Origin of the sequence: Vibrio sp. IB15 (genome assembly GCF_016406055.1) — a bacterium.
In the GTDB taxonomy this organism is placed as follows: domain Bacteria; phylum Pseudomonadota; class Gammaproteobacteria; order Enterobacterales; family Vibrionaceae; genus Vibrio; species Vibrio chagasii.
On sequence record NZ_JAEFCE010000026.1, the window covers coordinates 34,642 to 57,554 of the forward strand.

Here is a 22,913-nt window from a genome sequence, read left to right on the forward strand (position 1 = left end):
TCTTGGTCACGTACATATGCTGCGTGCCATTTAGACCGTAAGAGCAAGATATGAAATTTACCATTGAACGTAGTCATCTGATTAAGCCGTTACAACAAGTGTCTGGCGCGCTAGGTGGCAGGCCAACACTTCCAATTCTAGGAAACCTACTGATTAAGGTAGAAGATAACGTGTTGTCGATGACAGCAACGGACCTAGAAGTTGAATTGATCAGCCGTGTAACGCTTGAAGGTGATTTCGAAGCCGGCAGCATCACAGTACCTTCTCGTAAATTCCTAGATATCTGCCGTGGTTTACCTGATAGCTCAGTGATCACTGTGGTATTGGATGGCGACCGCGTTCAAGTACGTTCTGGGCGTAGCCGTTTCTCATTGGCAACCTTGCCTGCGGCCGATTTCCCTAATATAGAAGACTGGAGCAGCGAAGTTGAAGTGTCTGTGACGCAAGCCGAACTGCGTGGTCTTATCGAAAAAACTCAATTCTCAATGGCGAACCAAGACGTTCGTTACTACCTCAACGGTATGTTGTTTGAGATTGAAGGCTCTACATTACGCAGTGTGGCGACCGATGGTCACCGTATGGCGGTATCTCAAGCGCAGCTTGGTGCGGATTTCGCACAGAAGCAGATCATTGTTCCTCGTAAAGGCGTGCAAGAGCTGGTGAAGCTATTGGATGCGCCTGAACAACCGGTAACACTGCAGATTGGTAACTCAAACGTACGCGCTGAAGTGAACAACTATGTCTTCACTTCGAAGCTGGTTGATGGTCGTTTCCCAGATTATCGCCGCGTAATGCCGCAAAACACCACCAAAACGCTAGAAGCGGGTTGTGATGAACTGCGTTCAGCGTTCTCTCGAGCTGCGATTCTGTCGAATGAAAAATTCCGTGGTGTTCGCGTTAACCTTGCAGATAGCGAGATGCGCATTACTGCTAACAACCCAGAGCAAGAAGAAGCCGAAGAGATGCTGGACGTGACCTTTGAGGGGGATGCACTAGAGATCGGCTTTAACGTAAGCTATGTACTTGATGTTCTCAATACACTGCGCTGTGAGCAAGTTCGTATCTCAATGTCAGACGCGAACGCGAGTGCCTTGATTGAAAATGCACAAGATGACAGCGCAATGTACGTTGTTATGCCAATCCGTCTGTAGAGTTGGTGCCATCGTTAATGATTAATATGATGACGCTATGCCACTCTCTCGTCTAATCGTTAAGCAGTTTAGAAATATTGAAGCCTGTGACATTCTACCGTCATCAGGCTTTAACTTTCTTATAGGGCCTAACGGAAGCGGTAAAACCAGTGTTCTTGAAGCAGTATATCTGCTCGGCCACGGTCGCTCATTTAAGAGTTCCCTAACGGGACGCATCATACAAAATGAGTGTAGCGAACTGTTTGTGCACGGCCGTTTTATGACCTCGGATCAATTTGAGCTGCCAATTGGCATTAATAAGCAGCGCGATGGCACAACAGAGGTTAAAATAAGCGGTCAAACTGGGCAAAAACTCGCGCAGTTAGCGCAAGTCTTACCTTTGCAGTTGATTCACCCGGAAGGGTTTGATTTACTGACAGATGGACCTAAGCATCGCCGCGCATTCATTGATTGGGGAGTCTTCCACAGTGAGTCGGGTTTCTATGATGCATGGGGCAGGGTAAAGCGCCTCAATAAGCAGCGAAACGCCTTATTGAAAACGGCAACGCATTATCGAGAGCTGAGCTACTGGGACCAAGAACTGGCCCGTTTAGCGGAAAGCATCAGTGAGTGGCGTGCCACCTACGTTGAGCAGCTTAAAGAAGTCGCCGAAGAGATCTGTGCGACCTTCCTACCTGAGTTTGAGATAAAGATTAACTACTATCGCGGCTGGGACAAAGACACCCCATACGCCGAGATATTAGAGAAGAATTTTGAAAGGGATCAGCAGCTTGGTTACACCTTTAGTGGGCCAAACAAAGCGGATCTGAAGATAAAAGTGAACGGCACTCCAGTGGAAGATGTCTTGTCACGAGGTCAATTGAAGTTGATGGTGTGTGCGTTGCGAGTAGCACAAGGGCAACACCTCACTCAAATGACAGGTAAGCAGTGCATCTATTTAATAGATGACTTCGCTTCCGAATTAGATAGCCAACGCCGTGCACGTCTTGCTGAGTGTTTAAAGGCGACCGAGGCTCAAGTTTTTGTAAGCTCTATTACCGCTGATCAGATTGCAGATATGCATGATGAAAATAGCAGGATGTTTCATGTGGAACATGGCAAAATAGAGCAAGGATAATTAGTCAGAGAGTAACTATGTCAGATAATTACGATTCATCGAGTATTAAGGTACTGAAGGGTCTGGATGCGGTTCGTAAGCGTCCTGGAATGTACATTGGCGACACGGATGATGGTACCGGTCTGCACCACATGGTCTTCGAGGTAGTAGATAACTCTATTGATGAAGCGCTTGCTGGTCACTGTAATGACATCATTGTTACTATCCATGAAGACAATTCAGTATCGGTACGCGATGACGGCCGTGGTATTCCAACTGAAATTCACCCAGAAGAGAACGTGTCTGCTGCTGAAGTAATCATGACGGTTCTTCACGCTGGTGGTAAGTTCGATGATAACTCATACAAGGTATCAGGTGGCTTGCACGGTGTAGGTGTTTCAGTAGTAAACGCACTGTCTAAGCAGGTTACTCTTACTATCCACCGCGGTGGTAAAATCCATACTCAAACGTACCACCATGGTGAGCCTCAATCGCCACTAGCTGTGATTGGTGATACGGACCAAACGGGTACAGAAATCCGTTTCTGGCCAAGTGAAGAGACATTCTCAAATGTACTTTTCCACTACGATATTCTAGCTAAACGTCTACGTGAACTGTCGTTCCTAAACTCAGGCGTTTCTATCAAGCTAATTGATGAGCGTGAAGAAGATAAATCGGATCACTTCATGTTTGAGGGTGGTATTCAGGCGTTCGTTGATCACCTAAACACCAACAAAACTCCGATCATCCAAAAAATCTTCCACTTCGACCACGAACGTGAAGACGGCATTACTGTTGAAGTAGCGATGCAATGGAATGATGGTTACCAAGAGAACATCTACTGTTTCACAAACAACATTCCTCAACGTGATGGTGGTACTCACCTTGCTGGTTTCCGTGCTGCGCTGACGCGTACTCTGAACAGCTTCATGGATAAGGAAGGCTTCTCTAAGAAAGCGAAGACAGCAACATCAGGTGATGATGCTCGTGAAGGCCTAACTGCGGTTATCTCGGTAAAAGTGCCAGATCCTAAGTTCTCTAGCCAAACTAAAGACAAGCTGGTTTCTTCTGAAGTGAAATCTGCCGTTGAACAAGCGATGGGTGAAAAACTGTCTGAGTTCCTTATCGAGAACCCAACAGAAGCGAAAACCGTTTGTACTAAAATTATCGATGCAGCACGAGCTCGTGATGCAGCGCGTAAAGCACGTGAAATGACGCGTCGTAAAGGTGCTTTAGACCTAGCTGGCCTACCAGGTAAGCTTGCAGACTGTCAGGAAAAAGACCCTGCACTGTCTGAACTATACATAGTGGAGGGTGACTCGGCAGGCGGCTCCGCAAAACAAGGCCGTAACCGTAAGAACCAAGCGATTCTTCCACTAAAAGGTAAGATCCTAAACGTAGAGAAAGCACGCTTCGATAAGATGCTTTCTTCACAAGAAGTGGCAACCCTAATCACGGCTCTTGGCTGTGGTATCGGTCGCGACGAATACAACCCAGATAAGCTGCGTTACCACAACATCATTATCATGACCGATGCCGATGTCGATGGTTCGCACATTCGTACGCTACTATTGACCTTCTTCTACCGTCAAATGCCAGAGCTTATTGAGCGTGGCTACATCTACATCGCTCAGCCACCGCTTTACAAAGTGAAGAAAGGTAAGCAAGAGCAGTACATCAAAGATGAAGATGCAATGAACCAGTACCAAGTGGCATTGGCTCTAGACAACGCAGCGCTACACGTAAACCCTGATGCACCAGCATTGGCAGGTGAAGCGCTAGAGAAGCTAGTTCAGCAATACAACTCTGGTATCAAGCTGGTAGAGCGCATGAGCCGCCGTTACCCATATGCTCTAATGCATGAAATGATCTACATGCCTCGTCTAACTGCAGAGCAGTGTCACGATGAGTCAGCAGTAGAAGCATGGGGCAAGCAGCTAGTAGAACAACTGAATGCGAAAGAGGTTGGTGCAAGCCAGTACTCTCTAGAAGTTGAGAAGCATGAGGAGCTAGGTCTAAGCCTACCTAAGATTGTCGTTCGTACCCACGGTGTAACACACGAACACGCGTTAAGCGTTGATCTGTTCAACTCGAAAGAGTACGGCAAACTAGCAAGCCTATCAGAAGCGTTAGACGGTCTGATTGAGGAGGGCGCTTACATCAAACGTGGTGAGCGTACTCAAGCAGTATCAAACTTTGTTGAAGCGTTGAACTGGTTGATTAAAGAGTCTCGTCGTGGTCTAAGCCTACAACGATACAAAGGTCTAGGTGAGATGAACCCAGATCAGCTTTGGGAAACCACAATGGACCCAGAGACACGTCGCATGATGCAAGTAACTATTGAAGATGCAGTCGGTGCAGACCAACTGTTCACCACGCTAATGGGTGATCAAGTTGAACCGCGTCGTAACTTCATCGAAGAGAACGCACTTAAAGTATCAAACCTAGACGTTTAGTCATCAATATGGCTTGAGAGCTTTGGTTATGCTTTCCATTAAACCACCTCATTCGAGGTGGTTTTTTTGTCTCGAAAAACGGTGACTTTTGAGAGTTTTACTATTGAAATCGGCAACTTATCGGCCGTTATCTTGTATGGGTTCGAAGAGGCATGTTGATAAATATGCCACCAAATTGTATGCAACTTGTTGTTTTTGTGTGGATTGGTTCAAATATTGTTCAATTGATCTTTGTCTATCTGGCATGTTTATGGATAACTACGGAAATAATAATTTTTAGCATACTGGAATGAAAGGCATTTCCTTTTTAAAGGTTAATGTCCACCAGAACGTGTTTATCTTCAAAAAAAGTCATACATAAGGATATATTATGAGCAAATTCAGGCTGTTGCCTTTGGCCATGTTGGTAGCATCAAGCTTTGCTATCGCAGATGATGCCAAAGTTTTTAAATATTCAGATAATGGAACACCGACTTCATTTGATACGACACAAGCTGGCACCAGCTACTCCAATACTATTGTGACGGCCGTTTACGATACTCTGTATGAATATAAGTATCTCAAAGTGCCTTTTGAGTTAAAACCTAACCTTGCCGTCGCATTACCTGAAGTTTCGGATGATGGCCTAACGTATACCATCAAAATCAAACAAGGCGTTAAGTACAGCGACGATGAAGCCTTTAACGGCGGAAAAGGCCGAGAGGTGGTAGCCAGTGATTTTGTTTACTCTATTAAACGACATTTTGACCCTAAAAATCGCTCACAAGGTGCTTGGTTATGGGCGGGAAAAATTGTTGGCTTAGATCAATGGAAAGCGGATGGCGCAGATTACTCGAAGGACATTGAAGGCCTGCATGCTCTCGATGACCACACCATTCAGATCAAGCTTACTCAACCTTTCCCTCAGTTGACGTATACATTGGCGATGGGTTATTCCGCCTTGGTGCCGCACGAAGCTGTCACAAAGTATGGTCGTGAACTTTCAGTACACCCTGTAGGCTCTGGGCCTTACAAATTGGTCTCACACAACAGTACGAAAACTGTCCTTGAACGGAACCCCACCTACCGAAATGAAACGTTTGATTTGGCTGGCTCGGGTTACGATCCTGCGGTTCATGGTAAAGCGGGTATTGCGGCGCTTGATGGTAAAACACTGCCGATCGTCGACCGTATTGAAGCGAACTGGATAAAACAGCCTTCCGCACGTTGGAATTCGTTCACAAAAGGCAATGAAATCCAAGTATCTACCTTGCAAAATGAGCAAATTGAAACGGTTTTGTCATCCAAACAGCCAGTAACATTGAATCCAGAGTATGCGGAAAAATACCACTATCGGGTAACGACGCAATCGGAATTAATTTATAACTTATTCAACTTCGATGACGACTATTTTGGTTTTGATGATGACGCAAAAACAGAGGCGCAAAATAAGGCATTACGTTGTGCGATCGTTAAATCTTTTAATTGGGATGAGCGTATTGAGCGTTTTTATCTCGGTTTAGGTAAAGCCTATCCAGGGTTTATTTTACCGGGCACGGATGGCTTTGATCCAAATATGGATAAGGCCTCGATACAGCAAGATATTGCTGGTGCAAAAGCGTTATTGAAAGCCAACGGTTGGAACGCAAAAAATCTACCGACTCTAGAATATCCAAGTGTCTCTAGCACACGTGATAAGCAGTTTTTTGAACAGTTTCGTGGCAACTTAATTAAGATAGGTTACCCGAAAAACAAAATTAAATTCAAAGGTTACGCAACGTTTGGGGATTACAACCGTGATTTGAAGAATAGTCAGACGCAGATGATGGGTCTTGCTTGGCTACTGGACTACCCAGATGCGGAAAATACTTTACAACTATTTTACGGTCCAAATCGCTCGCCTGGCTCCAACAGCTCAAATTACAGCAACCCAGAATACGATGTATTGTATAAGAAGTCATCGGTCATGCAACCAAGCCCAGAACGAACGGCGATCTATCAAACCATGAATACTATGCTAGTGGAAGACTGCGTCGGTATTGGCAGCTTTTCTCGCACGAGAATTGATTTGTGGAATAAAGACGTCGTTGTGTGGCCTCAACATGACTTTGTTGGCAACTACTTCAAATATGTGGATGTAAAGTAAGGCGAAGCTGAATGGAAACGTTGCGTTATTGTGGTAAAAAGCTGATATACAGCATGCCTCTACTATTCGGTGTTACGCTGATCAGTTTTATCTTGATGGTCTATTTTGGCCCGGATAAAACATATGATCTATTGGGACGAAACCCGACCATTGAAGACATTAATGAAATGCGTCATCAACTCGGTTACGACAACCCTTTTTGGGTCCGTTATGCTGAATATGTGAAGCAGGTTTTTACTTTTGATTTTGGGTATTCAGATTCAACGGGTGAAAAAGTTACCTCTATTTTAAGCAAAACCATTCCTGTCTCGCTTGCACTGCAAGCACCCGGCTTTATTTTGGGTCATTTGATGGGGGTTGGTTTGGCGTTATTGGCTGCGCAAAATAGAGCCTCGCTTATCGATAAGCTGGTGATGTCGTCTTCGGTTGTTGGCATGAGCATTTCATACCTGATTGTGATTATCGCAACACAACTGATTTTCTGTTCAAGTTTTGGCCTTAACCTCTTCCCAGTCTATGGCTGGGAAGTGAACTCTTTGTCTGATTATATTTACTATACGACAGTCCCTACGATCTCCGCAGTTTTTGTGTCAGTTGGATACAATACTAGGTTTTACAGGGCGGTGTTGGTCGAGGAGTTAAATCGAGATCACATTCGTACTGCCAAAGCATTTGGTCATAAGCCGACCACCATTCTTTTTAAACATGTGTTAAAGAACGCAATGATCCCCATCATCACGAGAGTGGTGTTCTCTATTCCGTTTGTTGTCATTGGTGGCTCTTTACTTTTAGAAAGTTATTTTGGTATCCCTGGAGTTGGGCTGATTACCTATGATGCGATTACAACGGGCGATTTACCGGTACTGAAGGCTGTCATTGTTCTAATTACATTCTTATTCATTGCTGTTGTGAGCATTGTTGATGTGCTTTACAAAACAGTGGATCCAAGAGTTTCTTTGAAGTAGGGGGAATACAATGTTAGAAGCGTTAGCGAAGCCTAGTACGGAGGAGTTAACCCTACAAAAGCGAGAGTCTTTATGGACAAAAGCTTGGGTTAAATTCAAACGAGATAAGATAGGTTTAATCAGTTTTTTCGTGGTTGCCGTCTACTTTACTGTTGCACTGCTCGTTTGGGCTGGCTTTATCGCTCAAGACTGGGATGAGATGATGGGGGCGAGTTTTTCAGCCCCAACAATAGAGCATTGGTTTGGAACAAACATCAATGGGCAGGACATCTTCCAGCGTGCTACATATAGCACCAAAACGGCTTTTGAAGTCGGCTTAACGGTTGCCATCTTCGCGACTCTTGTTGGAGCGGGGTTCGGTTGTATCACGGGGTATTTTTCAGGCACCGTTCTAGACGAATTTATTCTGTGGATCATGAATAGTATCGACTGTATTCCCTACTTTTTGATGGTCGCTGCGATTGCAGTCGCTTTCGATGATAGCCCATACTCTATGCACTTTGCCATGACGATCGCATTTTGGACGGGGACGGCGCGGGTTGTTCGTGGTGAGGTTATAAAACTTAAAAGCATGGAATTTGTTGAGGCGGCACATTCATTGGGTGTACCGACTTATCGAGTTATCTTTAAGCACCTTATGCCCAATACGATGCATCTGTTGTTGGTGGATATGACACTGTTGTTTATTACGGCCATAAAAAGTGAAGTTATTTTAAGCTTTCTAGGGTTAGGTATTAAAGACAGCATTAGCTGGGGATTAATGATTTCAGAAGCAAGCAGCGATGTGACTGCTGGGCACTTTGCGAATTTCTTTGCAGCATCCGGTTTGCTGTTTGTCCTAGTATTGGCGTTTAATTTGTTTTCAGACTCTTTGCAAGATGCATTAGATCCAAGGAAGGTATAGCGTGAGCGATGATCAACCGTTATTAAAAGTGAGCAATCTTGCTGTCGATTTCAAAAATGATAAAGGGACGGTACGTGCTATTGATGAAATATCCTTTCACGTAAACCCTGGAGAAACCGTTGCGATTGTCGGTGAGTCTGGTTGTGGTAAATCAGTGAGTTCTTTGGCTGTGATGGGGCTAGTTCCTTCACCGCCAGGGAAGATAGCGTCAGGCAGTATTCAGTTTAAAGGTAAAGAGCTTGTTGGGTTAAAAGAAAAAGAGTATCGCAGAGTTCGTGGTAATGATATTTCTATGATTTTCCAAGAGCCGATGACTGCTCTTAATCCTGTGCTAAAAATTGGGACACAGATGGTCGATGTGATTCGTTTGCACAGTAACCTTAACAAGGTGAATGCGAGACAACGTGCTATCGAAATGCTCGAAACTGTTGGTATTCCATCTCCAGAAACTCGCATTGATGAATACCCTCACCAGTTATCTGGAGGGATGCGACAGCGTGTCATGATTGCGATGGCTCTCTCATGCGGCCCGGATTTGCTGCTTGCAGATGAGCCGACAACGGCTCTGGATGTTACTATTCAGGCGCAAGTTATGGAAGAAATGGTTCGGTTGCAAAAAGAGTTCAACATGGCTGTTGTGCTGGTGACACACGATCTTGGAGTTGTCGCTGAATCCTGTCAGCGTGTTATTGTCATGTACTGCGGACAGATAATAGAGCAAGCACCGGTAGAGCAGATCTTCGCATCCCCCAAGCACCCCTACACAAAAGGCTTATTGCAATCTATTCCTGTTGTGCGAGATAAGAAAATACCTCGCTTACCCACCATTGAGGGAATGGTTCCAGATTTGGCCAATTTACCTAAAGGTTGCCGATTTGCTGACCGTTGTGATCGTGTCATTGACCTTTGTCGAGAGTCAAGACCACAGCTAAGTAAGGGAGAAACGCACCAAGTCGCATGTTTTCATGCAGAAGGGAGAATGGCATGAATATACCGCTGTTAGAAGTTAAAGGCCTCAAGAAAGAGTTTGTTGTTGGAAGTAGCTTTTTCAAAAAAAATCGTGCGGTTTGTAAAGCGGTGGATGATGTTTCATTTACTATTTACAAAGGAAAAACATTAGGCTTAGTGGGAGAGTCTGGGTGTGGGAAGTCCACGTTAGGTCGTTGTATTCTGCGTTTACATGAACCTACAGCAGGCAAAGTAAGCTTAAATGGTCAAGATCTGGTGGCCTTACCTAGTAAGGAACTTAAAAACTTACGTAAAGATATACAGATTATCTTTCAAGACCCTTTTGCCTCATTGAGCCCACGTATGACGATTCATGACATATTACGTGAACCTCTCGATATTCATAACATTGGAACTATTGAAGAGCGAGAAGCAAAAATAGCAGAAGTGATTGATATTGTTGGTTTAAGACCGCACGTTCTGAATCGTTATCCACATGAATTCTCGGGCGGCCAGCGTCAACGTGTAGGAATTGCGCGTGCTTTAGTTCTTGAACCAGAGTTTATTGTTGCTGATGAGCCTGTTTCTGCGTTGGACGTATCAGTACAGGCACAGGTGCTTAATCTCATTGCTGAATTGCAGGAGAAGAAGGGAATATCTTTTCTATTCATTGCCCACGATTTAGCGGTTGTGCAACATATATGCGATGAAGTCGGCGTGATGTATCTGGGGCGACTCGTTGAAAAAGCTTCAGCTGAGGAGCTCTATCGCAATCCGAAACACCCTTATACAAAAGCATTGTTATCTGCGATCCCGGTCCCAGACCCTACCAAAACGAAAGAGCGAAACTTTTTACAAGGGGATGTTCCGTCACCGTTAAGCCCTCCTAGTGGCTGCACCTTTAGAACGCGTTGTCCACAAGCAACACTCGAGTGTAAAAACGTTAAACCGGAGTTAACAAACCTGGCATTTGACGGTGAGATTGAGCACTTAGTTAGTTGTCATTTGTATAAATAACATCAATCACACCCAATGAAATATTGAGCTTATAGCAAAGTGCCTTCCTTGAGGGCACTTTTTTTGTTTGAGACCCTTGAAACTATTTTGCTCAATCCATATATCTATTTGTGAAGAGGATGACTGTCTTGCTCTACAAGAGAAGAAACAGAACCTTCATTACCGCTGACGAAGTATCGCTCAACAGAGGATAACTTTAGCAGCACACAACTTAAAAATTGATTCACTGTCATGTCCCAGTGTTGTCGCCAACAGAGGTGAAACCCGAGGAATGCGAATTGAATCTCTTAGCTGTTTACTTGGTCTCATACACAGGTTCGATCAAGTAAAATTCGCAGCTAAGACTATTGCTTACTAAAAGGATAGCATTATGAGAACTGTAGATTTCACTCCACTTTACCGCAACGCAATCGGCTTCGATCGTCTATTCAACATGATGGAAGCGAACACATCGAAGAATACTTCTGGCGGTTACCCTCCATACAACATCGAGCAAAAAGACGAGAACAACTACCGTATCACTATGGCTGTTGCTGGTTTTGCTGATGACCAATTAGATCTGACTCAGAAAGAGAACATGCTAATTGTTAAAGGTGAGCGTAAACCTGAAGCAGAAAAAACCTATGTGTATCAAGGTATCGCAGAGCGTGATTTTGAGCGTAAATTCCAACTTGCAGATTACGTAAAAGTAGTAGGAGCAAGCATGGAAAATGGTCTTCTTCACATCGACCTAGAACGCGAAATCCCAGAAGCGATGCAACCACGTAAGATTGCTATTAATGGTAATAGCCTACTAGAAGGCTAATCCCCGTCATACTTGAAGCTACAGCGTTGTTGACGTCGTAAATTCCCCCTAATCACATAGGTTCCCTATGCTCATAGGGCTGAATTTTCTAGTCGCCTAGCTGAACCCCCAATTATTTAGGGTATTCAAGTGACAAAACTATCGGGAAGTAAAAGTGAAAGAGCACCTATGAGGTGCTCTTTTTGTATTTGGTCTACGGTAAGCTAAAAGCTCTGATTACTGTTCTGCGTAAGCCTTTTTCACTTCTTCAGCAATAATCGCAATACCTTTTTGCATTGCTTCATCGTCTTGTACGTAGTTCATACGTAGGCACTGATGAGCATGATCCCACTCATCTTCTTGGCCGATAAAGAAGTATTCACCCGGAACAATCAGCACGCCGCGAGCTTTTAATCTGTCGTACAGTTCCATGGTGGTGATTGGCAGTTCATCAAACCATAGCCACAAGAAGATAGCGCCTTCAGGTTTGTGAATACGGAAACGTGGGTCATCAATCGCTTCTTGTAGCAGTTCGACAGCGCGCAAAGACTTCTCTTTATAGAAAGGTTTAATCATTTCGCTGCTCAAGCGCAGTAGATCATCGTTTTCAATCATGTGATTGGCAATCGCTGGCCCAACACTGCTTGGCGCTAAGCTTATGATGCCATTCATGTTGGTTAGTGCTTGAGTGACTTCTTCGCTCGCAATCACGATACCGCAGCGCACTCCTGGCAAACCAAGCTTAGAAAGGCTCATGCACAGAATCGTGTTTTCATTCCAGAATGGTTCCACATCTTCAAAGATGATGTTTGGAAATGGTAGGCCGTAAGCATTGTCGATCAGCAGTGGGATGTTGTTGTTACGCGCCAGCTTATCCAGTTTACGCACTTCTTCGTCGGTCAGTACGTTACCGGTTGGGTTGGTTGGGCGAGACGCACAGATAGCGGCGACTGAGTCATCCACTTTTAGCTGTTCGAAATCGACGTGGTATTTGAACTGGCGGTTTTCTAGCAGTTCGATCTCTGGGTGGTAAGAGATAAAGATATCGTCATCAATTCCCGCATCGCCGTAGCCGATGTATTCCGGTGCGATCGGCAGTAGGATTTTCTTATGTGAGCCATCTGGCTGTTGGCCTGCTAGCAGGTTGAACAGGTAAAAGAAGCCACTTTGACTGCCATTAGTTAGGCTGATATTCTTTTCGCTGATGTCCCAGCCATAGGTCTCTTTTAGCATCGCCGCTAAAGATTTAATAAAGCTGTCTTTGCCCTGCGGGCCATCGTAGTTGGCGAGGGCGGCGATGAGTTCTCCACTGGCGAGCATATCTGCACTGGCTTGGTTAAAGTAATCGAGCATGGCTGGGATAGCGGCTGGGTTGCCACCACCAAGCATGATTGCGCCAGTAGTGCGCAGGCCATCATTCAAATCATCCATCAAACGAGTGATTCCAGAGTAACGATTAAACTTTTCACCAAACTTAGAGAACTGCATTACTTATTTTACCTAATTCATTGTGATTGCTTGTTATGTGTCATTAAGGCAGACCTTATGTCTGCCATCAGTGTAATCCTTGAACATACCGCAATGTTTTTGCGACGCATAGCGCCAAATGCTCTAACACGTAAAAAACTTCTATAAAGTTTGGCTAATGAGTAACTGCTTGCTTATTACACTAGTTTTTGAGATCAAAAAGGAGAAGCCGAAGCTTCTCCATGAGTTTTGACTGTTTAACCCTGCTGGCTTATTTCGAGCCGGTATACACAACTAGCACCTTGTCATCTTGGTATTGACGTTCGAAGGCGTAATATCCCTTGCTGTTGCGGATGATGTGCTTACCTTGCGCGACAGCTGGGTGGCGTTGGCGGAATTGTCCGAGTGCTTGCCAGTGCTTTAACAACTCGGCATGCTCTCCGGTGATTTGCTCCCAAGGCATGTCTGAGCGAGTGCCTTGCATTGGGTCTGATCCTGTTGGTCCAAAGTCACGGGCTATTTCATCTCCGTAATAGATCTGGACTGCACCCGGAGCCAGCATTAACGCATTCGCGGCTTTGGTTTGTTTGGCAAAGTCATTGCCGTGCTGCGTCCAGAATAGTGAGGTGTCGTGAGAGGATAAGTAACTCAACACGTTGAACTCGCTGTCACTGCTGATCTTCTCTGCATAGCGAAGGTAGTCAGCATCGAGATCGGATAGGCATTTAAGCGCTTTAGGGGCGATATCGCTCTGGAATTCAAAGTTGATGATCGAATCAAATCCGTTAGCGAAGTAATCTGACTTCACCACGCTGTGTGCCCATACTTCGCCGGTCATCCAGAAGGGTAGGTCATCTAGAGCTTTGTCTGGGTTGTTCTGTTTCCATTCAGCCAGTGCTTGGTTAGTGCTCTTTTTCAGTTCTGCCCACGCTTCCAGCTCAACGTGCTTGGCGGTATCGACTCTAAAGCCATCCACGCCGTATTCACGTACCCAGTCTGAAAGCCAAGTGATGAGGTGGTCACGAGGTGTTTTGAGTTCATCAGTCGCGCTGGTGGATTTGTTGCGATAGAAATTCGGTAGCCCTGTGGTTTCTGTCGATTCTGTTTTGAAATCAGGCAAGTGCGCTAATGACATGGTCAGGTTGTTGTAACCTGGAGAGTCGTAAGCACCGATATCGCTGCGTAGCCAGGCTTTGCCCCACCATTTTTCCCACGCTTCTTTGTCGCCGTAAGAGATGTAGTTGTTGAAGTAGTGCCAGTTCTGACCTTTAGCAGGTTGCCAATCTGTCCAGCTCTCATCAAGCGTTTTTGTTGCTTCTTCATCACTCAGGTTGAGCTTACCAAAGTCGAACTCCTGCATATCGGCAAGGGTAGCGTAGCCTGTGTGGTTCATGACTATATCCCAAACAACGCGAATTCCTTTGCTGTGCGCAGTATCGATGAAGGTTCTTAGCTCGTCTTCGGTACCCATGTTCTTATCAAGTTTGGTCCAATCTTGATGGTAGTAACCATGGTAGCCGTAGTGTTTGAAATCACCACGGTCACCACCGCCAACCCAACCATGTATCTGCTCTAAAGGAGATGTAATCCAGATAGCATTAGCACCCAGTGATTCAATGTGGTCGAGTTTTTCGGTTAAGCCTGCTAGGTCACCGCCGTGGAAGGTGCCGATTTCATTTTGTCCATCTTGGCTACGGCCGTAACTGCTGTCGTTGTCAGGGTTGCCGTTGTGGAAACGGTCTGTCATCACGAAGTAAACCGTGGCGTTATCCCAACTAAAATCTGCTTTGGTTTCAGGCTCAACCTTTTCTAGCAACAAAACACCTTGGCTATTTTCTGCTGGCTGCATGGTGACACTGCCGTTAGTGACCGTTGTTTGTATTCCGGAAAGGGCATCTCTGACCAAGGTGCCATCGTCAAAGGTTTGAGCAACATTGATGGTCGTCGGTGCGCCACTAGGTACTGGGCAGGCAAAGTTTTGGAGTTGTTGCTGTTTTGGCTTTATTTGAACCGTTAACTCATTAGTTTGCGGGTTGAGCGTAAACTGGTAGGTATTCGCGCGAAAGACCTTAATGGCGAGCTCAGATTTCTCGGCGCAATCGTCTAGGCGAAGGGGCTTATTGAATTTAATGCGACTCTCTTTCGCCAGTGCATAGTTGGTGCCACAGGTGTTTTTACTGTCGCTGATGGAGAAGGTATAGCTACCTTTAGCGAGTTCCTGTTCTGCGATCACAGTGCCTTTGCCTGTCGATTCGAATACTACAGTGTCGTTATCAATCGTCAATAATAGGCTGTTGTCGCTGGTTTGGCTGCATGCGCTGAGTGCAAGCATTGAAAGTGCGAGTACTGTTTTTTTCATTGTTCCCTTCCCTTGAATTAACAGGCCAGTTATAGCAAACAATGCCCTCTACAGTCTGAGTGCTGATTCATTCAGTTAATCAATAACACCTCTACAAACAAATGCTTGGTTCACAAAAACAAAAAGGGAAGCTTTCGCTTCCCTTTGGGTATTTACCTTTCGTTGCTCAGAGCATCGCTTTGAACAGCTTCCTCACTTACACTTATTTTTGCAGTAGAGAGATGTCAGCAATCTGTAGGAACAGGTTACGTAGGTTATTCAGTAGCGTTAGACGGTTCTTCTTAAGCGCTTCGTCATCAGCCATAACCATTACATTATCGAAGAACGCATCAACAGGCTCACGTAGAGCTGCTAGCTTGCTCAGAGCTTCTTGGTAGTTACCTGTAGCGAATGCTGGCTCTAGTGCTTCTGTCATTACGGCAACGTTTTCAGCCAGTGCTTTCTCTGCATCTTCTTGAAGAAGGGCTAGATCGATATCAGCTGCTAGCTCACCATCGAATTTCGCAAGGATGTTACCTACACGTTTGTTCGCTGCTGCTAGTGCTTCTGCCGCTTCTAGTTCACGGAAGTGAGAAACCGCTTTAACACGTTGGTCAAAGTCAGCTGGCTTAGTTGGACGGTTAGCTAGTACTGCCTGGATGATATCCACGCTGAAGCCAGCATCTTGGTACCATGCACGGAAACGACCTAGCATGAAGTCGATAACGTCAGCTTCTACGTTGTCGTTGGTTAACTTGTCGCCTAGTAGTTCTTTCGCTTTTGCGATCAGATCCGTTAGGTCTAGGTTGTAGCCGTTTTCAACGATAATACGTAGCACACCTAGTGATGCACGACGTAGAGCGAATGGGTCAGAACCTTTTGGAGCTTGGCCAATACCGAAGATACCTACGATAGTGTCTAGCTTGTCTGCCATTGCTACTGCAGAAGAGATACCAGTGCTTGGTAGGTCATCACCTGCGAAACGAGGCATGTACTGCTCGTAAAGTGCTAGTGCAACTTGCTCGTCTTCACCATCGTGAGTCGCGTAGTGCATGCCCATTACACCTTGAGTATCCGTGAATTCGAATACCATAGAGGTCATTAGGTCACATTTAGCCAGTAGGCCTGCGCGCTTAGACTTCTCAACGTCAGCATCGATTTGCTCAGCGATGTAGCCAGCAAGCTCAGTGATACGGTCTGTTTTGTCTTTGATAGTACCAAGTTGCTTCTGGAAGATAGCTTGGTCTAGTTCTGGAAGACGGTCGATCAGAGGACGCTTACGGTCTGTGTTGAAGAAGAATTCAGCATCAGCAAGACGTGGGCGTACAACTTTCTCGTTACCTTCGATAACGTGGCGAGGCTCTTTAGACTCGATGTTCGATACGAAGATAAAGTTAGGAAGTAGCTTCTTGTTTTCATCGTAAACAGGGAAGTATTTTTGGTCACCCTTCATGGTGTAAACCAAAGCTTCAGAAGGAACTTTTAGGAACTCTTCTTCAAATTTCGCTGTTAGTACTACTGGCCATTCAACCAGAGATGTTACTTCTTCAACAAGGTCATCTTCTAGGTCAGCTTTACCGCCAACCGCTGCTGCTGCTTTTTGCGAATCAGCTAGGATGATTGCTTTACGCGCTTCGTAATCAGCCATTACTTTACCGCGCTCTTCTAGGATCGCTGGGTATTGCTCTGCTGAATCGATAGTGAACTCTTGTTCACCCATGAAGCGGTGACCACGGATAGTGCGGCCAGATGCTACACCTAGGATCTCACCTTCGATCAGGTCAGCGCCCATCAGCATAGTCAGTGTTTTAACCGGACGGATGAACTGAGTCGTCTTGTTACCCCAGCGCATCGGCTTAGCGATAGGCAGGTTACCTAGTGCTTTAGCCGCTAGCTCAACAACGATTTCAGACGTTGCTTGACCTTTTACTTCTTGTTTGAAAAGAAGCCATTCGCCTTTGTCTGTTACTAGACGGTCAGCTTGTTCAACCGTGATGCCGTTACCACGAGCCCAGCCTTGAGCAGCTTTTGTTGCGTTGCCGTCAGCATCGAATGCCACAGAAACTGCAGGGCCGCGTTTTTCAACAACTTTGTCTTCTTGGCCTTCAGCCAGTGCTGCTACTTTTAAAGCAAGACGGCGAGGTGCTGCGTACCACTTCACGCCTTCGTGCGCTAGGTTTGCGCCTTTTAGCTCTGCTTCGAAGTTTGCCGCGAATGCTTCTGCTAGAGTGCGAAGTTGCGTTGGTGGTAGCTCTTCAGTACCCAGTTCAATTAGAAATTCTTTAGCCATGATTACTTCTCCTCGTCCTTCTTGCACATTGGGAAGCCAAGTGCTTCACGTGATGCGTAGTATGCTTCAGCAACTGATTTAGTTAGGTTGCGAATACGAAGGATGTAACGTTGACGCTCTGTTACAGAGATAGCTTTGCGCGCATCAAGGATGTTGAATGCATGGCCTGCTTTTAGAATGCGCTCGTAAGCTGGAAGCGGAAGTGGCTTCTCAAGCTCAAGCAGCTCTTTACACTCTTTTTCACACTGGTCGAAGAAACCGAATAGGAAATCTACGTCTGCGTGTTCGAAGTTGTACGTTGATTGCTCAACTTCGTTTTGGTGGAAGATGTCACCGTAAGTTACGTTAGAGCCGTCTGGTGCAACGTTCCATACTAGGTCGTAAACTGAATCTACTTCCTGGATGTACATTGCTAGACGCTCGATACCGTAAGTGATCTCGCCTGTTACAGGCTTACACTCAAGGCCGCCAACCTGTTGGAAGTAAGTAAACTGAGTTACTTCCATGCCGTTTAGCCATACTTCCCAACCAAGGCCCCATGCACCTAGTGTTGGGTTTTCCCAGTTATCTTCAACGAAGCGAATGTCGTGAACAAGTGGGTCAACACCAAGAACCTCTAGTGAGCCTAGGTACAACTCTTGGATATTGTCTGGCGATGGTTTCAGCGCTACTTGGAATTGGTAGTAGTGTTGCAGACGGTTAGGGTTTTCACCGTAACGGCCATCGGTCGGACGACGAGAAGGTTGAACGTAAGCTGTAGACATTGGCTCTGGGCCAAGTGCTCGTAGACATGTCATTGGGTGAGAGGTGCCTGCACCTACTTCCATATCTAGAGGTTGAACAATGGTACAACCGTTTTGAGCCCAGTAATCCTGCAGCGCGAGGATCATTCCCTGGAAGGTTTTGATATCGTATTTTTGCATAGTCAGGTTCGCGCGATTCTTTTAAATGAATGAGAAAAATAACCTCTGAGTATACCGAGATATTCGTAAAGCGAGTAGGGGTAATCTTGTTTAATTAGTGGTCTAAAATGTCGTTTAATGGATTTTTTTGCCTTTAATGTTTGTTTTTCGGTGCAAGTAGATATTTTGATAAGTTTGACACTTGTTTTTGTCTACGTGGGTGATTAGAATCTCGCGGTCTTTGGGGAGTAGCTTACTTGTTCATATCCTAGTGAATGAGTTCGTTCGTCAACATAATTGATGCAAAATCATCATGGCGTTCGAGGCAACCACCACCTTGGTGGCGCTTAGCAAGACCTTAGACAAGCATCGTGAACCGGGATGGGGCGCGAGGTTTGTCTTTGGTTAAATATAATAATCTCCATCCCAAATGAGCATGTCGTGAGCGTTTTAGCAATTTCAATTACAACTGTCGCCTTAGCCGAGATCGGTGATAAGACCCAGTTGCTATCCCTTTTATTAGCCAGTCGATATCGCAAGCCGATACCTATCATTGCGGCTATCTTCTTTGCCACCATAGCCAATCATGCCCTTGCAGCATGGCTCGGTGTGGTCGTCGCCGATTACTTATCGCCAGAAGTTTTAAAATGGGTGCTGGTGGTCAGCTTTATTGCAATGGCGGGCTGGATTCTGATTCCCGATAAGCTCGATGATGACGAACAAATTTCAAACCGTGGTCCTTTTGTCGCCAGCTTCATTGCGTTTTTTATCGCTGAAATTGGTGATAAGACTCAGATTGCGACTTCTATTCTAGGGGCACAATACGCCGATGCTTTGGCGTGGGTGATTCTGGGTACAACCATAGGCATGTTGCTGGCGAACGTACCTGTGGTGATCATTGGTAAGCTGTCGGCAGATAAGATGCCACTTGATCTGATTCGTAAGATCACAGCCCTGTTATTTGTTGGTTTGGCTATCGCTGCTGCGTTTTACTCATGAGTGTTTTGAGTCTTATTATACTCAACCAGTGGAGTAATGTATTGTAGGTCATACTCTTACAGAATTGTGGGGTTTATCGAGCGAATGGACATATAACTGTCATACTTGTCATGATATTTTAATCTTGTGAGTTAAGAACACGAGGGCATGATTATGTTGACGCGTTATATGGGTATTACTCCACAAAGCCAAAGCTATCTATTTACCTTTGGTCTTGCACTTACACTATTAGGCATGGTGCTGACGGACATGTGGCTACCAATGGTCGCCGGCGCTATGATCATGACTGGACTTGCAGTTGAGGCTTGGATTCGAGTCGCGCATATTATTCCGATGCGTAAAGACATCCGAGCGTTACAACAACAGCTTGTTTATCTGCAAACCAAGTCTAGAGATGAATAAACAAAAAGCCGCTGGTACTCTGAATTCTACTTGAGAACATAAGGTACCAGCGGCTTTTTTGATGTTTGATTCTCGGTGGGGCGTTACGCCTCCAATCCCTTTTTGATCAAATACTGGTATGGCAGCGTTTCTGTCTCTTGGCCTACCAACTGGTGATCCATGAATCGACAAAAGCTCGGGATATCTCGAGTGGTCGACGGATCGTCAGCTTTTACCAGTAACACATCGCCATCCTGCATGTTTCTAATTGTCTTCCTGACCATCATTACTGGCTCTGGGCAACGCAGGCCTTCAGCTTCTAAAGTATGGGTTGCCAGTTCAGGTTTGAATGTCATGGTTTGTATCTCTATATCTATCTAACATGTGAATAATACGTCTGCAGAAAAAATATGCAATAAGTGCTTGGCAAACAGAATCATTTCCTATAACTTAGTTAACAAGTTGATAACAACTTAAAGCAAAGGCAACTAGCTAAGGAGTGGCGATGTTGACAGGATTAGATAGATTAACAATTTATTCGGTTCTCTGTTTTATTTCTTTTTGTGCGTTAGTTTTACGCTCATCAACAGAGACCTCACTGATGCCTATTTTTGGCATAGTAGCAACGATTATTGGTATTTGGGTTGAGATGCGCCGTTGGCAGGGTGTAGCCGAAGAGCAAGAGCACTAACCTAAGTACAGCAAACAAATTCCGATACGACATTCCGACACTATCCCCAAATTTTCTTGGGCTTCCCCGCGTAATTGCGGGATTTTTTTTATCTAAAGCATGCTATAAACAAGTTAGTGAACAATGATTATTGTATTCAGCTAGGTAAGTGGCGTGGAATTAGAAGACATCTATCGTAGAGACCTTAATTTATTGGTCGCTTTAAAGGTATTGATTGAAGAGGGCAGCGTTAGTCAGGCCGCGCTTCGTCTTAACTTGAGTCAGTCGGCAACCAGCCGAGTGCTCGGGCGCTTAAGAGACCTGCTCAACGATCCTCTGTTTACTCGTCAGGGCCAACATCTTATTCCGACCAAAAAAGCGCTCGAGATCAGTCAGCGAATTGATCAGCCTTTAGAATCATTCCGCCAACTACTTAGCCCTAGTGATTTCGACCCTTACTATTGCAGCGAACGCTTTCTAATTGCGACCACTGATTACGCGATGCAAACCATCTTGCCTTATGCATTGCCGAAGATTTATGAGCAAGCACCAAATATCTCTTTGGAATTTGCCCCGCTGCAGCATGAGCATTTGTTTAAGCAGCTTAGTACCGAGCGCGTCGATATGGCGATTTGCCGACCAAGTGGCAGTGTTGCGCCACTTCATCAAGAGGTCCTTGGCCCTGTCGGGGTGTCGTGCTTACTCTCTAAAAATCACCCTTTGGCAGACAGTTCATTGAGCCTTGAGGATTATGTCTCTTTACCTCATGCGATGATTGCGATCAGTGATGGTGTAAAGGCGTTATTGGACAACGCTTTAGCCAATCAACAACCTCGAAAAATGGTACTGCGTGCTTATCACCTTGAAGCGGCATTGGCGATTGTCGATAGAATGCCGTTAGTGATTACGGTACCGGCTGATTTGGCATACTTGGTTGCAGAGCGTTATGACTTAGTCGTTAAGCCGCTGCCATTCGAGTTTATGCCGTTTGATTACTCGTTGATTTGGCATTCACGCTGTGACTCTTCTGCCTCACAACAATGGTTGAGAAGCGTGGTCAAAGAAGAGTGTGGTGAGTTAATTCAAAAGCGGATTGCTGATGTCGGTTTAGGCTAGACTTAAGAGTTGGTAGCAAGTAGCAAAAAGGGCTGATCATGATCAGCCCTTTTGTTTTTTTACATGTCGCACTTTAGAGTCCGAGCGATTACAGCTTGATAACGACACGGCCTGTGATTTGACCGTTAGTGATGTCTTCTGCCGCTTGAATCGCGTCATCTAGAGATACTTCTTTTGTCGCGCTGCCGTAGAAAGACTCAGGTAGCAATTCAGCCAGTTGTTCCCACGCTTTAATGCGTTTTTCACGAGGGCACATAACAGAATCAACACCTTGTAGGCGAACGTTACGTAGAATGAATGGCATTACCGTCGTTGGTAAGTCAAAGCCACCCGCTAGGCCACAGATTGCAACCGCGCCGTTGTAATCAATTTGTGCCAATACTTTCGCAAGTACTTTGCTGCCTACGGTGTCGATAGCACCAGCCCACAGTTGTTTCTCAAGTGGTTTCGCTGGCTCTTCTAGTTCAGCACGCTCAACAATGCGAGTTGCACCGAGCGATTTTAGTAGCTCACCATTTTCTGAAGCTCGACCTGTTACTGCTGCTACTTTGTAACCTAGCTGGTTTAGTAGAGTGATAGACACGCTACCTACACCGCCACTTGCGCCAGTAACTAGGATTTCACCGTCTTCAGGTTTGATGCCTGCATCAACAATTGCTTGAACACAAAGCATTGCTGTGAAGCCTGCTGTACCAATCGCCATTACTTTCTTAGCGTCTAGACCTTTAGGCATAGGCACTAACCAGTCACCGTTTAGGCTTGCTTTCTCAGCCATGCCACCCCAGTGACCTTCACCAACACCCCAACCAGTTAGAACCACTTCGTCGCCTGCTTTGTAGCGAGGGTCATCAGATTGTGAAACCACACCAGAAAGGTCGATACCAGGAACCATAGGGAAGTTGCGAACAATGCGCCCTTTACCTGTAATCGCCAAACCATCTTTGTAGTTCAAAGAAGAGTAGCTTACATCGATCTTCACGTTACCTTCAGGTAGTTGAGACTCTTCAATTTGAGAAACTGATGCGATAGTTTTTTTGTCTTCTTGGTTTAGTACAAGTGCTTTAAACATGATCTGCTCCATGGGAGAAATATTAGGAAACTGAAGTAACTTTAGTTGAATCGTTGGAGAAAAAAAAATGAAACATCAACATTGAATCTATGCGTTTTATGCATAGATATTGTTGGCTACTTTCCTCCTGATTGAGTTTGCTGAACGAACCTATCGTTTGTCTGATAGTTGGAAATAAAAAGTGCAGCTATATAAAGATAGCTGCACTTAAGATTATCCGACAAAATTACCGTCG

19 protein-coding genes are annotated in these 22,913 nt (G+C 45.3%); 13 read left to right on the forward strand and 6 right to left on the reverse strand.

Features of this window, described 5'->3' with window-relative positions; all coding sequences use genetic code 11:
• Positions 1–50 precede the first annotated feature (50 nt).
• From dnaN to JC606_RS11740, 9 genes are all read left to right on the forward strand, one after another.
• Positions 51–1,151: a DNA polymerase III subunit beta gene (gene dnaN, locus JC606_RS11700; RefSeq protein ID WP_061033947.1), complete on the forward strand. Its 1,101-nt coding sequence runs from the start codon at positions 51–53 to the stop codon at positions 1,149–1,151.
• A gap of 37 nt (positions 1,152–1,188) precedes the next feature.
• The gene (recF, locus tag JC606_RS11705; RefSeq protein ID WP_198778634.1) at positions 1,189–2,268 is read left to right on the forward strand and encodes a DNA replication/repair protein RecF; all 1,080 of its coding nucleotides are present in this window, start codon (positions 1,189–1,191) and stop codon (positions 2,266–2,268) included.
• Positions 2,269–2,285: 17 nt separating this feature from the next.
• On the forward strand, positions 2,286–4,703 hold the full coding sequence (gyrB, locus tag JC606_RS11710) for a DNA topoisomerase (ATP-hydrolyzing) subunit B (RefSeq protein ID WP_198778635.1): 2,418 nt from the start codon (positions 2,286–2,288) through the stop codon (positions 4,701–4,703).
• Between the two features lie 370 nt (positions 4,704–5,073).
• Entirely contained in the window at positions 5,074–6,828 is a 1,755-nt protein-coding gene (locus JC606_RS11715; protein ID WP_137407572.1) for an ABC transporter substrate-binding protein, read from the forward strand.
• 11 nt (positions 6,829–6,839) lie between these two features.
• Positions 6,840–7,793, forward strand: coding sequence for an ABC transporter permease (locus JC606_RS11720; RefSeq protein WP_137407573.1), 954 nt, complete (start codon positions 6,840–6,842; stop codon positions 7,791–7,793).
• Between the two features lie 10 nt (positions 7,794–7,803).
• On the forward strand, positions 7,804–8,697 hold the full coding sequence (locus JC606_RS11725; protein WP_137407574.1) for an ABC transporter permease: 894 nt from the start codon (positions 7,804–7,806) through the stop codon (positions 8,695–8,697).
• A 1-nt stretch (position 8,698) separates the two neighbouring features.
• Positions 8,699–9,685: an ABC transporter ATP-binding protein gene (locus tag JC606_RS11730; RefSeq protein ID WP_008223241.1), complete on the forward strand. Its 987-nt coding sequence runs from the start codon at positions 8,699–8,701 to the stop codon at positions 9,683–9,685.
• Entirely contained in the window at positions 9,682–10,662 is a 981-nt protein-coding gene (locus tag JC606_RS11735; protein WP_137407576.1) for an ABC transporter ATP-binding protein, read from the forward strand. The genes JC606_RS11730 and JC606_RS11735 overlap by 4 nt, the downstream gene beginning before the upstream one ends.
• 370 nt (positions 10,663–11,032) lie before the next feature.
• Positions 11,033–11,467, forward strand: coding sequence for an Hsp20 family protein (locus JC606_RS11740; RefSeq protein WP_004739258.1), 435 nt, complete (start codon positions 11,033–11,035; stop codon positions 11,465–11,467).
• A 216-nt stretch (positions 11,468–11,683) separates the two neighbouring features.
• Here JC606_RS11740 and JC606_RS11745 read toward each other — a convergent pair whose 3' ends face one another.
• The 4 genes from JC606_RS11745 to glyQ all read right to left on the reverse strand — a co-directional run bounded on the left by JC606_RS11745 (position 11,684) and on the right by glyQ (position 18,464).
• The gene (locus JC606_RS11745; RefSeq protein WP_198778636.1) at positions 11,684–12,934 is read right to left on the reverse strand and encodes a valine--pyruvate transaminase; all 1,251 of its coding nucleotides are present in this window, start codon (positions 12,932–12,934) and stop codon (positions 11,684–11,686) included.
• 250 nt (positions 12,935–13,184) lie between these two features.
• The gene (locus JC606_RS11750) at positions 13,185–15,272 is read right to left on the reverse strand and encodes an alpha-amylase (protein ID WP_198778637.1); all 2,088 of its coding nucleotides are present in this window, start codon (positions 15,270–15,272) and stop codon (positions 13,185–13,187) included.
• Positions 15,273–15,474: 202 nt separating this feature from the next.
• The gene (gene glyS / locus JC606_RS11755; protein WP_198778638.1) at positions 15,475–17,541 is read right to left on the reverse strand and encodes a glycine--tRNA ligase subunit beta; all 2,067 of its coding nucleotides are present in this window, start codon (positions 17,539–17,541) and stop codon (positions 15,475–15,477) included.
• A 2-nt stretch (positions 17,542–17,543) separates the two neighbouring features.
• The gene (glyQ, locus tag JC606_RS11760; protein WP_008223226.1) at positions 17,544–18,464 is read right to left on the reverse strand and encodes a glycine--tRNA ligase subunit alpha; all 921 of its coding nucleotides are present in this window, start codon (positions 18,462–18,464) and stop codon (positions 17,544–17,546) included.
• Between the two features lie 420 nt (positions 18,465–18,884).
• Here glyQ and JC606_RS11765 point away from each other — a divergent pair, with 420 nt between their 5' ends.
• Together JC606_RS11765 and JC606_RS11770 are read left to right on the forward strand one after the other, a co-directional pair.
• Entirely contained in the window at positions 18,885–19,442 is a 558-nt protein-coding gene (locus JC606_RS11765) for a TMEM165/GDT1 family protein (protein ID WP_004739245.1), read from the forward strand.
• Positions 19,443–19,589: 147 nt separating this feature from the next.
• The gene (locus JC606_RS11770) at positions 19,590–19,844 is read left to right on the forward strand and encodes a hypothetical protein (protein ID WP_198778639.1); all 255 of its coding nucleotides are present in this window, start codon (positions 19,590–19,592) and stop codon (positions 19,842–19,844) included.
• 83 nt (positions 19,845–19,927) lie between these two features.
• Here JC606_RS11770 and tusA read toward each other — a convergent pair whose 3' ends face one another.
• The gene (gene tusA / locus JC606_RS11775) at positions 19,928–20,179 is read right to left on the reverse strand and encodes a sulfurtransferase TusA (protein ID WP_004739242.1); all 252 of its coding nucleotides are present in this window, start codon (positions 20,177–20,179) and stop codon (positions 19,928–19,930) included.
• Positions 20,180–20,328: 149 nt separating this feature from the next.
• Here tusA and JC606_RS11780 point away from each other — a divergent pair, with 149 nt between their 5' ends.
• Positions 20,329–20,514, forward strand: coding sequence for a hypothetical protein (locus tag JC606_RS11780; RefSeq protein WP_004739241.1), 186 nt, complete (start codon positions 20,329–20,331; stop codon positions 20,512–20,514).
• Between the two features lie 153 nt (positions 20,515–20,667).
• Complete coding sequence (locus JC606_RS11785; RefSeq protein WP_137407579.1) at positions 20,668–21,609, forward strand: LysR family transcriptional regulator; 942 nt, start codon at positions 20,668–20,670, stop codon at positions 21,607–21,609.
• Positions 21,610–21,697: 88 nt separating this feature from the next.
• Here the strand turns inward: JC606_RS11785 and acuI are convergent, their stop codons facing one another.
• Entirely contained in the window at positions 21,698–22,678 is a 981-nt protein-coding gene (gene acuI / locus JC606_RS11790) for an acrylyl-CoA reductase (NADPH) (RefSeq protein WP_198778640.1), read from the reverse strand.
• Positions 22,679–22,913 lie beyond the last annotated feature (235 nt).

Bases quoted from the DNA above. Each gene is read 5' to 3' on its own strand.
- gyrB (WP_198778635.1), top strand. From the start codon at position 2,286: ATGTCAGATAATTACGATTCATCGAGTATTAAGGTACTGAAGGGTCTG.
- JC606_RS11740 (WP_004739258.1), top strand. From the start codon at position 11,033: ATGAGAACTGTAGATTTCACTCCACTTTACCGCAACGCAATCGGCTTC.
- JC606_RS11780 (WP_004739241.1), top strand. From the start codon at position 20,329: ATGTTGACAGGATTAGATAGATTAACAATTTATTCGGTTCTCTGTTTT.
- JC606_RS11715 (WP_137407572.1), top strand. From the start codon at position 5,074: ATGAGCAAATTCAGGCTGTTGCCTTTGGCCATGTTGGTAGCATCAAGC.
- acuI (WP_198778640.1), bottom strand. From the start codon at position 22,678: ATGTTTAAAGCACTTGTACTAAACCAAGAAGACAAAAAAACTATCGCA.
- tusA (WP_004739242.1), bottom strand. From the start codon at position 20,179: ATGACATTCAAACCTGAACTGGCAACCCATACTTTAGAAGCTGAAGGC.
- JC606_RS11750 (WP_198778637.1), bottom strand. From the start codon at position 15,272: ATGAAAAAAACAGTACTCGCACTTTCAATGCTTGCACTCAGCGCATGC.
- JC606_RS11720 (WP_137407573.1), top strand. From the start codon at position 6,840: ATGGAAACGTTGCGTTATTGTGGTAAAAAGCTGATATACAGCATGCCT.
- JC606_RS11770 (WP_198778639.1), top strand. From the start codon at position 19,590: ATGATTATGTTGACGCGTTATATGGGTATTACTCCACAAAGCCAAAGC.
- recF (WP_198778634.1), top strand. From the start codon at position 1,189: ATGCCACTCTCTCGTCTAATCGTTAAGCAGTTTAGAAATATTGAAGCC.
- glyQ (WP_008223226.1), bottom strand. From the start codon at position 18,464: ATGCAAAAATACGATATCAAAACCTTCCAGGGAATGATCCTCGCGCTG.
- glyS (WP_198778638.1), bottom strand. From the start codon at position 17,541: ATGGCTAAAGAATTTCTAATTGAACTGGGTACTGAAGAGCTACCACCA.
- JC606_RS11725 (WP_137407574.1), top strand. From the start codon at position 7,804: ATGTTAGAAGCGTTAGCGAAGCCTAGTACGGAGGAGTTAACCCTACAA.
- dnaN (WP_061033947.1), top strand. From the start codon at position 51: ATGAAATTTACCATTGAACGTAGTCATCTGATTAAGCCGTTACAACAA.
- JC606_RS11735 (WP_137407576.1), top strand. From the start codon at position 9,682: ATGAATATACCGCTGTTAGAAGTTAAAGGCCTCAAGAAAGAGTTTGTT.
- JC606_RS11745 (WP_198778636.1), bottom strand. From the start codon at position 12,934: ATGCAGTTCTCTAAGTTTGGTGAAAAGTTTAATCGTTACTCTGGAATC.